11 protein-coding genes are annotated in these 16,242 nt (G+C 63.8%); 3 read left to right on the forward strand and 8 right to left on the reverse strand.

Features of this window, described 5'->3' with window-relative positions; translation table 11 throughout:
- Positions 1 to 47: 47 nt before the first annotated feature.
- The 4 genes from VDP82_RS04375 to VDP82_RS04390 all read right to left on the reverse strand — a co-directional run bounded on the left by VDP82_RS04375 (position 48) and on the right by VDP82_RS04390 (position 4,608).
- Positions 48 to 1,064, reverse strand: a complete 1,017-nt coding sequence (locus VDP82_RS04375; RefSeq protein WP_323013622.1) for a TIGR01620 family protein — start codon at positions 1,062 to 1,064, stop codon at positions 48 to 50.
- Complete coding sequence (locus VDP82_RS04380) at positions 1,061 to 2,512, reverse strand: YcjX family protein (RefSeq protein WP_323013623.1); 1,452 nt, start codon at positions 2,510 to 2,512, stop codon at positions 1,061 to 1,063. The genes VDP82_RS04375 and VDP82_RS04380 overlap by 4 nt, the downstream gene beginning before the upstream one ends.
- 192 nt (positions 2,513 to 2,704) lie before the next feature.
- Positions 2,705 to 3,616 (reverse strand): homoserine O-acetyltransferase/O-succinyltransferase family protein, encoded by a 912-nt coding sequence (locus tag VDP82_RS04385; RefSeq protein ID WP_323013624.1) that lies wholly within the window; start codon positions 3,614 to 3,616, stop codon positions 2,705 to 2,707.
- Between the two features lie 125 nt (positions 3,617 to 3,741).
- A complete protein-coding gene (locus VDP82_RS04390) occupies positions 3,742 to 4,608 on the reverse strand; it encodes an ATPase (RefSeq protein WP_323013625.1) in 867 nt (288 codons plus the stop codon).
- A 228-nt stretch (positions 4,609 to 4,836) separates the two neighbouring features.
- Here VDP82_RS04390 and VDP82_RS04395 point away from each other — a divergent pair, with 228 nt between their 5' ends.
- The 3 genes from VDP82_RS04395 (at position 4,837) to VDP82_RS04405 (ending at position 10,932) form a co-directional block, all read left to right on the forward strand.
- Positions 4,837 to 6,957: a flagellar hook-basal body complex protein gene (locus tag VDP82_RS04395; RefSeq protein WP_323013626.1), complete on the forward strand. Its 2,121-nt coding sequence runs from the start codon at positions 4,837 to 4,839 to the stop codon at positions 6,955 to 6,957.
- A gap of 67 nt (positions 6,958 to 7,024) precedes the next feature.
- Positions 7,025 to 8,860 carry a flagellar hook-associated protein FlgK gene (gene flgK, locus VDP82_RS04400; protein WP_323013627.1) on the forward strand — a complete coding sequence of 612 codons (1,836 nt, stop codon included), beginning with the start codon at positions 7,025 to 7,027 and terminating at the stop codon, positions 8,858 to 8,860.
- Between the two features lie 14 nt (positions 8,861 to 8,874).
- Entirely contained in the window at positions 8,875 to 10,932 is a 2,058-nt protein-coding gene (locus tag VDP82_RS04405; RefSeq protein WP_323013628.1) for a hypothetical protein, read from the forward strand.
- An 87-nt stretch (positions 10,933 to 11,019) separates the two neighbouring features.
- On the opposite strand, the gene flaF is transcribed toward VDP82_RS04405, so the two are convergent.
- From flaF to VDP82_RS04425, 4 genes are all read right to left on the reverse strand, one after another.
- Positions 11,020 to 11,385, reverse strand: coding sequence for a flagellar biosynthesis regulator FlaF (flaF, locus tag VDP82_RS04410; RefSeq protein ID WP_323013629.1), 366 nt, complete (start codon positions 11,383 to 11,385; stop codon positions 11,020 to 11,022).
- Entirely contained in the window at positions 11,336 to 11,761 is a 426-nt protein-coding gene (flbT, locus tag VDP82_RS04415) for a flagellar biosynthesis repressor FlbT (protein ID WP_323013632.1), read from the reverse strand. The genes flaF and flbT overlap by 50 nt, the downstream gene beginning before the upstream one ends.
- A gap of 113 nt (positions 11,762 to 11,874) precedes the next feature.
- Positions 11,875 to 14,214: a flagellin gene (locus VDP82_RS04420; protein WP_323013630.1), complete on the reverse strand. Its 2,340-nt coding sequence runs from the start codon at positions 14,212 to 14,214 to the stop codon at positions 11,875 to 11,877.
- A gap of 241 nt (positions 14,215 to 14,455) precedes the next feature.
- Positions 14,456 to 16,242 (reverse strand): flagellin (locus VDP82_RS04425; RefSeq protein WP_323013631.1); only part of this gene is annotated, 1,787 nt, incomplete at its 5' end.

Below are 16,242 nucleotides of genomic sequence, written 5' to 3' on the forward strand. Positions count from 1 at the left end.
GGGATGACACCGTGGCTGGGGTGATATCGGGCGCTACGCCAAGGTCCTCATCCCGCCTTGCCCGTCTCGCTCGTTACTTTCACCAGCTCCGGCAGGAAATCGCGGACCATGGGCTGGCTGGCGATTTCGAAGGGCAGGGGGCGCACGACGCGCATGGCGGCGATGCCGACGCGCACGGTCATCAGGCCATTGACCACCCCTTCGCCCAGCCGGGCGGAAAGCTTGGCGGCGAGGCCCTGGCCGACCAGTTGCTCGACAACGCCATCGGTGAGCACCAGTCCGCCGGTGACCGCGAGATGGGCGAGCACCGCGCCGGTCAGCCGCCAGAAGCCGAACAGGCCGGGGCGGGCGCCGTAAAGGGCGGCAATGGCCCCGGCGAGGCGGATGCTCTCATAGATGACGAAGGCAATATCGATCAGCGCGCGCGGCGAGACGGTGGTGACCAGCGCCACGCGGCGGGACGAAGCGGCGGTGAGGGCGCGGGCGCGGGCGTCGAGCGGGATCATCAGGTTGCGCTCGGCCAGCGCCACCATTTCATGGCCATCGAAAAGATGGGGGGCGTGCTCGGCCACGCCCTGGCGGGCGCGGGCCAGATCGGCGCGGCCGGCATAGATGGTTTCGAGGCTATCGAGCACCGAGCGGGCCTTGTTGGCGTCGTCATCGGCAACGGCCTGGGCGGCGCGGCGGCGCAGATCGTCGAGCACGCGCAGGCGGCGCAGGGCGAAAATCTCGCGGCCGGCCAAGGCGAGCACCGCGACGAGGAAGGCGGCCAGCACCGCTAGCCCCAGCCAGCCCAGATACGCGCTGGTGGCGAAGAGATCGCGGATCAGCCGGTCGGCGGCCAGGCCCAGCGCGGCGGAGACCAGAACGCTGCCGGCGCCCCAGGCGAGCCGCGCCGCCCAGCCCATGCGGCGCATTGGCGGCGCGACGAGCGTGTCGTCAGGCGATGCGTTGAAATCGGGCTCGGCGAGTTCCACCCGCGCCGGGGCGAAGGCGCGAGGGCTGCGCGGCGGCGTTTCCGCCACGGCGTCGGGCGCGGTGGGGCGGGCGATGGGGCGTTTCATGCCAGCCAGTCTCCGATGAGATAATCCAGCGCCCGGTCGAAGCGGATATGGGGCAGGACCACATCGCCATTGGCGTTGCGCTCAAGGCTCCGGGGCGGGGTGAAGCGGAGAAAGTTGAGCTCCACCTTTTCGCCGTCGACGAAAAGTGAATCCGGTTTTTCCGGCAAGTCACCGGGAAACAAGGCGATTTCGGTTTTGCCGTCATAGGTGACGCCATCGAGGCTTTCCCCGCGCATCGGGGTGCCGATAATGGTGGGCAGGGTCTCGTCGGCCTCGCGGATGGTGCCTTCGCTGGTGGCGCGAATGCCGGCCAGGGCCAGCGAGCGGGTCTCGGCGCCGGCAAAGCGGGCCTTGCGGGCGGCATTGGCGACGAGGCGGTTGAGAATGGTCTCCAGCCGGTCATGGCTGGTGTGGTGCAGATGGTCGGCCTTGGTGGCGGCAAAGAGAATGCGGTCGATGCGGCGCACGAAGGGGCGGAGCAGGGGGTTGGTTTCCCCCTGGCGGAAGCAGGCCAGCACAGCGGTGAGCGCGGTTTCCAGATCGGCCACGGCGGCGGGGCCGGCATTGAGGGCGCGCAGCGTATCCACCAGCACCACCTGGCGGTCGAGCCGGGCGAAATGGTCGCGGAAGAAGGGGCGGACGATACGGTCTTTGTAAGCCTCGTAGCGCGCCTCCAGCATGGCATAGAGGCTGGTGCCGCGAACGGCCTGGCGCTGCGGCGGCAGGGGCGCGAAGGTGAGGGCGGGGGATCCCTCCAGATCGCCGGGGAGCAGGAACCGGCCCGGCGGCAGGGTGGAGAGCGCGCCATGTTCGCGGCTGCGGCGCAGATAGTCGGTGAAGGCGGCGGCAAGCCTTTCCGCGTCGGCATCGCTGGCATCGCGCAGGGGATCGATGGCGGCCAGGGCATCGAGGAACGGACCGGCCTCATCGCCCGAGCCGGGCCGGTCGGCCCGCTCCAGCGCCTCCGCGCTCCACTGGGCAAAGCTGAGGCCGAGCAAAGGCAGGTCGAGCAGCCATTCGCCGGGATAATCGACGATATCGAGATTGAGCGTGGAGACGCCGCGCAGGCCGGAGAGGAATTTACCGGACTGGAATTTCAGCACCAGGCGCAATTGCGAGATGCGGCGGGTGCTTTCGGGCCAGACGGGATCGGCGCCGGTCAGCGCCTCCATATGCTGCTCATAGGCAAAGCGCGGAATGGTGGCGTCGGGATATTCGGCCAGTTTCGCGCCGATGAAGCGGCCTTCGGCCAAGGGCGCAAAGCCGGGCAGGCGGCCGCCGGTGAGCAAATTGTGGACAAGGGCGGTGATGAAAATGGTCTTGCCGGCGCGGCTGAGACCGGTGACGCCCAGCCGCAACGTCGGGGTGAAGGCGCCGGTGGCGGCGTCCCCCAGATTGGCCAGGGCTATGCCCAGCTCGTCAACGATGGTCGTGGCAGGCCTGGGCACGCGCGGGTCTCTCTATGCTTCTGGCAAGATAGGGATTTATGGCGTGGGTTCAAGCGGGGCTTGGCGAATACACCCCCTCCCAGCCTCCCCCATCAAGGGGGAGGTGTGGCTCGGTGTCTTTGGCACCATCTTGCTTCATCCACCGGATGGCGCCTCCCCCTTGATGGGGGAGGCTGGGAGGGATGTTTGGTGCTACCGCCCGATCCTGTCCAGCTCATAGGGCGTGGTCTGGTAGATCTCGTTGATCCAGTTCTGGAACAGGAGGTGCCCATGGCTGCGCCAGCGGTTTTCCGGGGTGGCGGCGGGGTCGTCGCCGGGGAAAAGGTTGGCGGGAAGGGGGGTGTCGAGCCCGGCTTTCTGGTCGCGCTCATATTCGTCGGCCAGCGAGCGGTTGTCGTATTCGAGATGGTTGAGGAAATGCACGGCGCGGTGCTTTTCGTCACCCAGCATGGAAATTCCGATCTCGGGATTGTCGATCAGCACTTCCAAATCGGGGTTGAGCGAGGCGCGCTCGATATCGTTATAGCGCGACACCGGGATCATCGGGCTGTCGGAAAAGCCGCGCAGGAAGGGCGAGCGCAGGTTGAGCACGCGGTGGCGATAGACCCCGAAGGCCTTGTTGGCCATGCGGTAGCGCCGGACCCCATGGAAATGGTGCAGGGCGGCCTGCGCGCCCCAGCAGATGAACATGGTATGATGGACGTTGGTCTGCGTCCAATTCATGATCTCGATCATTTCGGGCCAGTAGCGCACCTCGTCGAACGGGATATTGGCGATGGGCGCGCCGGTGACGATGAAGCCGTCGAAGCGCTTTTCGCGCACCTCTTCCCAGGTCTGGTAGAAGGTGTTGAGATAATCCTCCGAGGTGTGCTTGGAGTGATGGTCGGTAATGCGGACGAGCGAAAGGTTCACCTGCAGCGGCGTCGAGCCGATGAGGCGGGTGAACTGGGTCTCGGTGCGCTCCTTGTTCGGCATCAGATTGAGCAAGCCGATTTCGAGGGGGCGGATATCCTGTCGCGCGGCGCGGGTGGAATCCATCACATAGACGCCCTCATCCTCAAGCGTCTTGCGGGCGGGCAAATTGTCGGGACTACGAATAGGCATATCAGCCTCTTAAGCGGGTTCGATCACAAAGCGATTCAGGCGAGCGCGTCCCGTAAAGAGACGCGCGCTATCTGGTGGCGCGTTTCCGAACCGGAAAAGTGGTAGCCACTTTTCCTGGAAACGCGCTAGCGCATTCGCTTCTCGATCGCGGCGGCCACCAGATCGACGAATTCGTCGCCGTCGCGGACGGTCGCCAGGTCCGACGCCTCGACACAATAGCCGAAATTGTCGGCCAGCGCCTGATAGCGCGGCAGACGGTCATGCAGCAGCGCCTCGAAGCCCCAGGCGCCGAAGCCGAGCGGATCGACGTCGCAATCGTCGAGGATGCCGTTGATGAGCTTGTATTCTGCCCATTTCTCCACGAGGAAGGGCGGGCGGTAATACATGGGCTTGGGGCTTTGCCGGAACCGCCGCACCAGCTCGGCGGCGTCCTTGTCGGTGCCGCGGATATAGAGCAGGGCGGTGGAGGCGGCCAGCGTCCTGACCACCGGGTCCTCGGGATCGGTGGGGTCGATGACCTCGATCAGCGAGCCGCCGGTGTCGGCGATGAAATCATCGTAGCCGTAAAGCGCTTTGGCGCGCTCGATGAAATGGGGCACGTCCAGCAGCGCGGCGATCTCGGCGATGCGGTGCTGCTCCTGGCGGCGCTGATATTCGGCCAGGGGGAGCCCGCCCTTGTCGGGATTGCCGGGCGTGCCGAGATAGCTCGAGAGCGGATCGAGATTGTCGAAGGTGATGTTGGACGAGATGTAGATCGAATCCGAGCGCAGCAGCTGGGCCAGGAACGGCACCCGCATGGCTTCGCGCTTGAAATTGTCGACGATGGCCTCGCCCATATAGCGCGTGCCGATGCGGTAATCGGCCGAATAGTGAAACCAGTTGCTGGCGCGCAGCATGGCGCTCAGCCGCGTCTTGCCCACGCCGGCCATGCCGAACACGGTCACGGCGCGGCGCGGCGCGTTGACGAATTCATCGGCACTGGAAAACAGCATGGACGGCCCCGGCTTTAGCGACCCCTGCATTACTGCAATGGGTGTGCATTCACAAGCGGGCGGCAAATTCTGCCGCCGACCCGGACTCTTCTGCCGGGATTGCGCCACAATCGGGCGAGCCAGTCCCTGAAAATCCAATGAAATCAATGCTCGGAGCAGTTGGCATCATGCTTGCATCTGAATGGGGGAAACGCGCCTGGGGCGCAATGAGGGCTTACGGAGTAACAGATGGGTATTTATGGCGCTCTTTCCAGTGCGGTGACGGGTTTGCGGGCCCAGGCGCATGCGCTGGAAAACATCTCGGGCAATATCGCCAACTCGCAGACCACGGGCTACAAGCGCATCGAGACCGATTTCCTCGACCTCATCCCCGATGCGCCGATCTCGCGGCAGGTGCCGGGCGCGGTGCTGGCGCAGTCGCGCGGCACCAATTCCATCCAGGGCGACATCAAGACGGTCTCCAACGAGACCTTCATCGCGCTCAACTCCAACGGCTTCTTCGTGGTCGAACCCAAGATCGGCCAGTCGGACGGCAATTCGGTGTTCGCCGGCACCAATTTCTATACCCGCCGTGGCGATTTCGAGATCGACAAGGATGGTTATCTGGTCAACGGCGCCGGCTACTATCTCAAGGGCCTGCCCATCGATACGCAGACCGGCAATATTTCCGGCTCGGTGCCGGAAGTCATCCAGCTTTCCAACAGCTTCCTGCCGGCGCAGCGCACCAATCGCATCAACTATCAGGCCAACCTGCCGCAGCTGCCCAAGAATGCCGGCTACAACGCCAATGTGCCCAATAGCGAACTGCTGGATACCGCGCGCTATAGCGGCGTGGCAGCGCGCGCTACCGGCTCGACGCTGAGCCTGCCGGCCACGGCGCATGGTTCGGCCTTCACCGGCACCGATCCGGCGCAACCCACCTTTACCAGCGGCGAAACGGTGGAGGTGACAATCGCGGGCACGCTCTACAGCTTTGTTCTTCAGGATAGCAGCCCTAACCCGCCGCCGGGCGGCAACGTGATCGACATCGCGCCGGGCCAGGCCATCAGCGACGTTTTTGCCAGCATTGAAAGCCGGTTGCGCACCCTGACCGGGTCCACCTCGCTGACCTTCGGGCTCAATGGCAGTGGCAGCCTGGAAGCCTCGCTGGGCACGGACCTGGTCTCCTCGTTCGAGATCGGCGGCACGGCGGCGCTGGGCTTCCCCACCAGCGAGATCGAGCCCTCGACCAGCACCACCCATCCGGCGTTGAACAATGGCTTCGTGCCCGGCCAGACGCTGAGCTTCACCGCCGGCGGGGTGACCCACACGCTGCAATTCCACGATGACGACGCCGCCTCGGTGACGCCGCCCAATATCGGCGTGAATATCGGGGGCGGGGTATCGGTCAGCCAGGTCCTGGGGGCGATGCAGCAGGCGCTGCGCTCCAATGGCGGAGCCTTCTCCACCGTGACCGTCGCCGCCGATGCCAGCAACAACATCCAGGTGGATATGGGCCAGTTCAAGCGCTCGCAACTGGTGATCGGGGGCAGCGCCGCCACGGGGCTGGGCATTGCCAACACCTATAACAACGTGGCGCCGCTGCCGCGCCTGACCACGGTCGCCGCGGCCAACGACGCCCAGTTCAAGGCCAATTCCATCGCTGGCGGCGCCATCACCGTCTATGCCGAAAACGGCGCCCCGGCCAATGTGCAGATGCGCTGGGCCAAGGTTGACAGCGTGGCTTCGGGCGGGGTGGATACCTGGAACCTCTTCTACATGTCGGACAGCATGGCGGAAGGCGCCGAGCCGATGTGGACCAATATCGGGCAGGACTATGTGTTCTCGGCCGATGGCTCCATCGCGCCTCCCGGCATGCCGACGGTGCAGATCTCCAACCTGGTGGTCAATGGCGTCGCCATCGGCCCGGTCGAGCTCAAGCACGACACCAACGGCGTTTCTCAATTCGCCGACGTCAACGGCACGGTGAACGTGTCCACGCTCAACCAGAACGGCTATGGCGCCGGCGAATTCGTCTCGGTGGCCATCAATGACAATGGCCGCGTGGTCGCCACCTATTCCAATGGCGAGCGCATCGACATGGCGCAGGTGGTGACGGCGGAGTTCAACGCCATCAACAAGCTCAAGCGTCTCGATGGCGGGGTGTTCTCGTCCACCTCGGAATCGGGGGAGGCCATTCTGGACCTTTCCGGCTCGGGCGTGATCGGAGGAGCGCTGGAAGCCTCCAACACCGATATCTCGGACGAATTCACCAAGCTGATCGTGACCCAGCAGGCCTATGCGGCCGGCACGCGCATCGTCAGCACCGCCGACGAGATGTTGCAGGAAGCGCTCAACATGGTGCGCTAAGGCGCGCATCGGTAACGGTCCGGGGCACGGCGCCCCGGACGCGGCTTTTGCTTGAGGAGTCCCAAGAATGGGCCTGATGACGTCCCTCAACAATTCGGTGACCGGGCTGCGGATCAACCAGGATTCGCTCGATGTCCTGAGCCGCAACATCGCCAATGCGGGCACGCCTGGCTATCATCGGCAGGCGCTGAACGTCGTCGACTACAACGCGCAGAACAGCACCTATGCCCGCTCTGTGGGGGTGACGCGCGCCTTCAACACCAGCCTGCAAACCTATTATACGCGGCAGGTGTCGGACGCGGCCAATTCCAGCGTCCAGGCCGGCTATCTCGACCGCCTGCAAGGCTTTTTGGGCAAGCCGGGGCAGGCCGGCTCGCTCGACACGCTCTACAGCCAGCTCAAGAACGCCCTGCAAGGCATCGCCACCAGCCCGGACGACTACACCGCCCGCGCCAGCATGGTGTCGAGCGCCCAGACCATGGTGGAGACGCTCAATCGCCTGTCCACCACCATCCAGGGCATGCGGCAGGAAACCGAAGGCCAGATCGCCTCGAATATCTACAATATCAACGGCATGCTGAATTCGCTTTCGGAAGTGAATCCGCGCCTGCTCGCCCTGGGCATGACCGACAGCGCCCGCGCGGCGCTGCACGACCAGCGCGACCGGCTGGTCTCGTCCATCGCCGAGATCATCGACGTGCAGGCCGATTACCGCCCCAACGGCACGGTGGCGCTGATGACGCGCTCCGGCGTGGGGCTGCTGGATAACGGCGTTTCCCAGTTCAGCTTCGAAAGCGCGGGCAATCTCTCGCCCAATTCGGTGTTCGACTACAATGACGAGGCGAGCAAGGTCGGCAAGCTGATCCTGACCACGCCTTCGGGGCTGACCATCGACCTGGTGACGCAGGGCGTGTTGCAGGGCGGCGAACTGGCCGGGCTGGTGACGCTGCGCGACAAGACGCTGGTGGAAGCGCAGGACCAGCTCGACGAAATCGCGGCGGCGCTGGCGCAGCCCTTTTCCACCGTCAGCAAGCCGGGCGAGGTGACCGAAGCGGGCGCGGCGCGCGGCCTGACGCTCGACATCACCAATATGGCGCCGGGCAACGATATCCAGTTCACCTATTCGCAGAACGGGATCGACAAGCGCGTCCGCGTGGTCAACACGCTGGAGCCGCTCGATTATATCGACGCCACCGGGCAGCGCGTCATCGGCATGGATTTTTCCATGGGCGGGGGCGATCTGGGCAATACGCTGGGCGCGATGTTCCCCAGCCTCAACATCAGCGGCGGGGCCGGCTATCTGCGCATCCTGGACGATGGCGCGGCCGGCACCACCGATGTGAAGAGCGCCGTGGCCCATTCCACCTCGACGGGATTGCAGGGCTCTGGACTGGCCTTCAACCTGTTCGTGGACCAGGGCAGCGCCGCCTTCACCAACAACCTGGACTCCGATCCGCCGCAGAAGCAGGGCTTTGCGGCGCGCATCGCCATCAACCCCGCCATTCTCGCCGACAACCGGCTGCTGGTGCAGTATGAGGTGGGCGGCACGCTGGGCGACGCGGACCGGGCCAATTACGTCATCAACCAGCTCGAGACGATGAATTTCGTTTCCGGCACCAGCCCCCAGGCCAATTCGGGACGCTTCCAGCTTGCCGGCAATCTGGGCGAAGTCATCTCGCAGATCGTGGGCTTTCAGGGCGCCAGCATCAATGCGGCGCTGACCAAGCGCGACGACCGGCAACTGACGCTCGACACCATCATCGACCAGATGGAATCCGACTACGGCGTCAATGTCGACGAGGAAATGGCGCGGCTGCTGGAATTGCAGAACGCCTATGCGGCCAATGCCCGCGTCGTATCGGTGGTCAAGGAACTGCTCGACACGCTGTTCCAGGCCACGTGAAGGAGTAAGGCCAGATGATCGTCAACAAATCGATGTTCCCGCTACAGACCGGGTTCGGCGTCATCTCCAAGATGCAGGACCGCTTCGCCACGCTGCAAATGCAGCTCGGCACCGGCGAGAAAGCCTCCAAGCTCTCCGAAATGGCGCGCGACCTGCCCATGTCATTGTCGGTGCGGTCCCGGCTGGGCCGCATCGAGGGGTTTTCGGCCAATATCGACACGGTCAATCTGCGCCTGAGCTTTCTGGACAAGACGCTGTCACGCTTCGACGCCATTGAAGGCGAGGCTCGCAATTCGGCGATCCAGGGCCAATACGGCACCAACAACATCAACATGGCGACGCTGCCGGGCCTGTCCTATGCGCGGCTCGACGAGATGGTGACGCTGCTCAACAGCGACATTGCCGGGCGCTATCTGTTCGGTGGCTCCAACACCGACAAGGCGCCGCTGCCCACCACCGACGTGCTGATGAACGGGCAGGCGGGCAAGGCCGGCTTCAACGCCGTGGCCAGCGAGCGCAAGCTGGCCGATGCGGGCCTGAGCGGGATGGGGCGGCTGGAAACCGGCATCGACATCCTCACGCCCAATATCGTGACGCTGAGCGAGGATGGCGTGCACCCGTTCGGGTTCAAGGTGTCCACCGTCTCGACCACCAGCGGCGCTGTGAGCGTGACCCAGCCCGGGCCCGGCACGGCTCCGCAGGGCCAGCAGATCAGCGTGACCTTCGACACCGCCGGCGACCAGATCCAGGAAGGGCGGACAATCTCGATCGGCCTTACCATGCCCGACGGCACCCAGACGCAGGTGGTGATGAAGGCGGTGACGGCGGAGAATGCCGGCGGCACCTCCAACGAATTCATCATCGGGCAGGACGCCGACGAGACGGCCGCCAATTTCCAGGCGGCGCTGGAAAAGCGCCTCAAGGAAGTGACCAAGACCGATCTGGCCGGCGCCTCCACCTTCACGGCCGCGGCGAATTATTTCAACGGCCCGGGCGAGCCGGTGCTACGGGTGGATGGCGATCCGGCCACGGCCACGGCGCTGCGCGTGGGCACCGAGGCCGATACGGTGATGTGGTATAGCGGGCAGACGCCCGCCGTGGTGGCGGCCAATCTGGGCCGGCTGGACATCTCCACCACGGCGGTGACCGACCCGCTGACCAACGTGGTGACCCATGGGGTGACCATCGCCCAGCAGCAGCCGGTTTCCGGCCAATACGGGTTCTCGGTCTCCGCCCAGCCGTCCCAGCCGGGCGCCAATATCACCGTGACGCCGGTGGCGGGCTCTCCCGCCTCAGTGTCGGTGCAACTCGCCGCCATGCTGACGGCGGGGGAGAGCGTGGAAATCACCCTCACCGAGCCCAATGGCACGCAGCGCAAGGTGACGCTGACGGCCGTGAACGGGCCGGCGCGGGCCGGACAGTTCTCCATTGGCGCCGATGAGGCGGCGACGGCGCAGAATTTCGCGCAGGCGCTGACCACGGCGGTCACCGAGGCGTCCATCATCGCCGAGGGCAATCCGCGCCAGAGCGTTTCGGCCCAGGTGGACGACACCACGCGGGTCAATTACGGCCTGCAAGCCAATGAATCGGGCTTCCTGCGCCTGGTGCGCACCATGGCCTCGATGTCCATCGAGAGCTATCCCACCGAAGAGAATGTGCGCGCCTCGCGCGAGCCGCTGCGGCTGGCGGCCATGCAACTGCCCGAGGGGGGGCCGCGCGAAGCGGCGCTGGCCGATTACGAGGCGGCGGTTCTGGCCGATATGCGCGAAGCCATGGGGCGGTTCGACGCCATGGCCATCCGCCAGCAGGCGGAAATGTCGGAAGCACATAATCCCGAGCGCGGCTCGATCGAAATCATCGCCATGGAAATGGGCGTGGCCCTGAGCACGCTCAACAACGCCGCCACGCGTCACACCAATTACAAGGCACAGCTCGACAATCTGCTCAGCGATATCGAGACGGTGAACAAGGAAGACGTGGCCATGGAGATACTGGCGCTGCAGACCCGCTTGCAGGCGAGCTACCAGGCCACCTCGATGGTGAGCAAGCTCAGTATCGTCAACTTCCTGTAGCGGGCCCGCGCCGGGGCGCAGGATGGTGCCACAAAACAAAGGCCCCGCATCGCTGCGGGGCCTTTTGTGTGTAGGAGGAGCGGTGGGTCAGCTGCCGCGCAGGCCGGCGGCGATCTGGCGGTTGAGGCGCACCAGCACGTCCAGCTTTTGCGCGCGCGGCTCGAGCAGCATCTCGCGGGTCTGGTTCATCACGAACAGGCCGAGATTGGCGATGTTCTGGCGCAATTCGACGGGCAGGGGGCTGTCTTCCTTGGTCACCGCAGTCATGAAGATGGTCCACAGCTTGCGGTTGAAATTCAGCGCCGGCTGAAGATCGTCGAAGCTGTTCGGCCACTCGTCCTTGACCTTTTGCAGACTGGCGGCCGCCTTCATGAGCAGGGCGGATTCGCGTTCGCGCGACGATTCAACGATCTTGGCTGTCTGCTGGTAGGCCAGTGCGCCCTGCTGATACATGGGAAATCAGGTCCTGTTCGTACTCGATGAGCCTTTGGGAGGCCTTCAGAGCCTTGTATAGCTGGCCGGTTAATATCTCGTTGTTAATTTGGTTAACCAGCTCGACAGATGACGGCGCAGCTTGGATAAAATCATTGACCAATGCAAAATAAGTGTCGCGCGTACTCTCGATATCGTCGTTGATATACATGAGCTGTACGGCCAGATAGATGCGCTTGGCCGGACTGTTGGCAGTTTCGGCGGTGAGAATGTCCTTTTCCCGCAGGATAGGGGCGCGGCCATCGACGAACAGCCGGGTGCGCTGGTCGGAATTGGTGATGATGCAATTGCCGATCAGCAGTTTTTCGCCAGGCTTCAATTCTACCTTGAGCGCCATGTCCGGGCCTCCTGCCGCTTCGAATCCATGCCCAAAGAAATACAGTGCGGAAAGGGCGAAAACAATCAAGGCGGACCTTTGGCCCGCCCTGAAGAGAAATACCCGCTGACCGCTTACTGAAGCAGCTGGAGCACGCTCTGGTCGGCCTGGCTGGCCAGCGACAGCGACGAACTGGACAGCGACTGGCGGGTTTGCAGCGCCAGCAGGTTGGCCGCTTCCTCGTTCATGTCGGCCAGCGTCAGATTGGCAGCGCCGGTTTCCAGCGTGTTGATCATCTGCTTGGTGAAGGACTGGCGGTTCTGCACGATGGAGAGGTTCGAGCCGAACTTGGAGGCCTGCGAACGCACCGAGCTGAGCGCCAGCTTCACGCCATCGAGCAGCTTGTCGATGTCCATGTCGGCGTCGAGGTCGATGGCGTTCAGATGACGCAGATCGAGCGTGTTGGCACTGATGCCGGCGCCATCCTTGGACTGGATCTCGATGAAGGAATTGCCACTCTCGTTGAAGGTGATGCGCAGATTGTCGCCACGCAGCAGGTTGATGCCATTGAAGGAGGCATCGTCCGCGAGGCGGTCGAGCTGGTTCTTGAGCTCGTTGAACTCACTGGCCAGGTTGGCGCGGGTGGCGTTGCCGGCAATCTTGTGATTGGTCGGCGAGCCGACGCCGTCACCATCCTTGTCCAGCTCGACGGAAAGCTCCTGGGTCGAAAGGTTCTCGATGCGCAGTTTGCCGTTGTCGTTGGAGGCGCGGATATAGCCGGCCGTGTCGGGGTTGCGGTTGATCTCCTCGACGAACTGGTCGACGGCATTGGAGGATTTATAGGCGGACACGGCCGGGCTGCCGGTCGAGACCGTGGTGGTGCCGAACAGGTCGGTGCTGTTCTCGCCAGACACCGCCAGCGTCTTGGATTCCTCGGTCAGCGCCTTGAACACCAGCTGGTCATTGGCGTCGAAGGAGGCTTCGATGTCGTAGAGGCCGGCCGCCAGCAACTGGTCGTTGATGAGCTTGAGCTGGTTGGCCTGGGCGTGGGGCGAACCATCGCGGCCCACCACGTTGATCTCGGCCGACTTGGTGCCATAGGTCAGGGTGAACTTGTGCGAGGCGGCTTCGACGGCCTCGGTATAGGCGCCGGAGACGCCGGCGAGGCGCGTCACCGAAATGCCGTCGCTGATGGCGTCGGTGCCGGACTTGGCCAGGCCGCTGATTTCGGCGAATACGCCCGATGTCGACGGATCGACGGATACCGAGGTGGAGCCGGGGGTGTTGCTGGTGATGACCAGATAACCCTCATCGCTCAGGCTGGCCGTATGGCCGGAAAGGCCATTCGTCGGATCGTTCAGAGTGTCGAGGACATCTTGAAAGGTCGTCAGCGTGGAGGGAAGCGTCACGCCGAAAACGGTTTCGTTCTGCAAATCGACCAGATAGCCGCTCCAATCGAAGGTGCGCGCGGCGCCGGTGGCGGGGCCGTTTTCGCGCAGGCCTTCGATGGCCGGGGCAGGGCCGCCCTGGGTGGTCGACTTGAGGGTGATGCGCTGCGTGGGAATGTCGAAGGACACCTCGTAGCCGCCGGCCTCGGCATTTTCCTGCAAGGAGGCGACGAAGGTGGAGAAGGTGCCGCCGCCGGTGGAAATGTTCTGGCCGCCCGCCTTGACGGTGCCGACATTGTCCTTGTTGTAGATGAACGAGGTTTCGCCGAACTTGGCGGTGGTGATGCCGGCGACGAATTCGACATCGGGCGAAGAGACCGTCTTGTCGTTGGCCTCGATGATGATCTTGTTGCCCGAGGAGCTCACGGTATAGCCGGTGATGCCGGCAGGACCCATGGCGGTGTTGATCGCGGCCGCGACGCCCGAGGCGTCGTTGCTGCCCGGCGTGCCGATGGTGAGTTCCTTGCCATCGATGCGGATCTTGCCGCCATCGTCGAAGGAGGGGTCATATTCGATGAGCGTGCGCGGGCCGGGGCCTTCCAGCGTACCCGCCGTCGCCGGGGGATTGACGTAGTTCACGCCCGGCACCGAAGCGGCCAGGGTAGCCTTGGTGCCGCCGGTGGGCTCTTGCAGGCGGATTTCGGTTTCGGCGCCGAAGCGGCCGCCGTTCACCTTGAGCGTGCTGAGCTTGTTGACCTCGTAAGTATCGACCTGGAAGGATTTGTCCTGGCGGGCCTGGCGCAGGGTCGACTGCATCGATTCCAGCGTCTTGGTGATGGAGGTCAGGCCATTGTCGGCGGCTTCCAGCGTCTTGATGCCGTTGGCCATGTTGTCCATCAGGGCATTGAGATCGCCGGCACGGCTGTTCAGCGCCGAGGCGGTGAAGAAATTGGTGGGGTTGTCGAGCGCGGAGTTCACCTTGTTGCCCGTGGCCAGACGTTCCTGCGTCTTTGCCATCAGGTCGGCGGTGTTCTGGAGCGACAGCAGATTAGACCGGACGGCCTTCGACAAAGTAATATCGGACATGGAGCTTCCTCATCCAGACGGCCAGACACACCGTCCCCTGTAGGAATTCATTTACGAAGGTAAACGTTAATGACAAATTAACCATGGCCGTTAGCAGGTCATAAACCTTGGTTTTTGAGGCGTTAATAGCGATTTTTGCCGATTTTTTCTCCGTGCGGGGGAGGGGCGGCGAGGGCGGCAAGCCCAAAACGCAAAAAGGCGGGCCGAAGCCCGCCTTTTCGATTCGGTCGCTTGCCGGCGCTTAGCGCAGGAGCTGAAGTACCGACTGGTCGGCCTGCGAAGCCATCGACAGCGCCGAGGAGCTGAGCGACTGGCGGGTCTGCAGGGCCAGCAGGTTGGCCGCTTCTTCGTTCATGTCAGCCAGCGTCAGATTGGCGGCGCCAGTCTGGAGCGTGTTGATCATGTTCTTGGTGAAGTCCTGGCGGTTCTGCACGATCGACAGGTTCGAGCCGAAGGCCGAAGCCTGCGAGCGGACGCTGTTGAGCGCGGTCTTGATGTCGCCCAGCAGAGCATCGATGTTGCCATCGCTGTCGAGCTCGATCGCAGACAGGTCGTTGATGTTCAGCGACTGCGAGTTGACGCCACGATCGTCACCGGACTTGATCTGCATGAACGAGTTGCCGGTTTCGTTGAAGGTGATCGTGAGCTGATCGCCACGGAGCAGGTTGATGCCGTTGAACGAGGCGTCGTCGGCCAGCTTGTTGAGCTGGTCCTTGAGCTCGTTGAACTGCTTGGCCAGGCCTTCACGAACGGCGTTGCCGCCGATGGTGTGGCTGGTGGCCGCAGCGCCGCCGGCGCCGTCCTTGTCGAACTCGACATTCAGCGCCTGGGTCGAGAGGTTCTCGATGCGCAGCTTGCCATTGTCGTTCGAGGCCCGCAGGTAGCCGTTGGTGGCCGAGTTGCGGTTGATTTCCTCGACGAACTGATCGACGGCATTGGTCGCCTTGTAGGCCGAAACCGCCGGGGTGCCGGTGGAGACGGTCTTGGTGCCGAACAGGCTGTTGCTCTCGCCCGAAACGGCCAGGGTCTTGGCTTCCTCGGTCTTGGCGGTGAACACCAGCTTGTCATCGGCATCGAAGCTGGCTTCGATGTCGCTGAGACCGGCGGCCTTGAGCTGGTCGTTGATCAGCTTGAGCTGATCGGCTTCCGGCGTTGCCGAGGTCGTGTCGCGGCCCACGATGTTGATGTCGGCCGACTTGTTGCCATAGGTCAGAGTGACCTTGTGCGAGGCGGCTTCCACTTCGGTGGTGTAGCTGCCGGCGGTGCCGGCGGTGCGGGTCACGTCGATGCCATTGGCGATGGCGTCGGTGCCGGACTTGGCCAGGGCGGTGATTTCCGTCAGGCCAGCCGTAGCAGCCGGGGGAGTGCCAGCAGAAGCACCGGTCGCCAGGGTGCTGATGACCAGATTGCCGTCGCTATCCTTGTCGGCCTTGTAGGTCGCGCCAAATTCACCGGCGGCCGTCTGGCCGTTCAGGAAGGTGATGACATCATCGATGTCGGTGAAGGTTTCGCCGCTGGCGTCTTCGCCGAACAGGTCGTTGGTGTTCAGGGCAGTTGCGTCAGCCACGGAGAAAGTGCGCGAGGCGGCGGTAGCAGGGCCGTTCTCACGAATTCCTTCAATGGTCGGCGCAGCGCCGCCCGGAGTGGTCGAAACCAGGCTAATGCGCTTGGTGGCGGCATCGGCGTTGACGGTATAGCCGCCAGCTTCGGCCTTTTCCTGGAGCGAGGCGACGAAGGAGTCGAAATTGCCGCCGCCGGTGGAGATATTCTGACCGCCGACGCTGACTTCGCCAATATTGTTGGCGTCGTACACGAAAGAGGTTTCACCGTAGGTTGCCGCGGTCACGCCGGAGACGAATTCGATCTTCGGCGAATCGGCGGTCTTGTCCACCGCTTCGATGGCGACCTTGGAGCCAACCACAGTGGTGGTGTACTTGGAGTCGCTACCGGCCGCCGTGAGGGCCGCAGTGATGGTGGTTTGCAGCGCGGTGGCGTCGGCCGAGGCGGCGGTGAGGGTGATTTCCTTAC

Source organism: Devosia sp. (assembly GCF_034675085.1).
Taxonomy (GTDB): domain Bacteria; phylum Pseudomonadota; class Alphaproteobacteria; order Rhizobiales; family Devosiaceae; genus Devosia.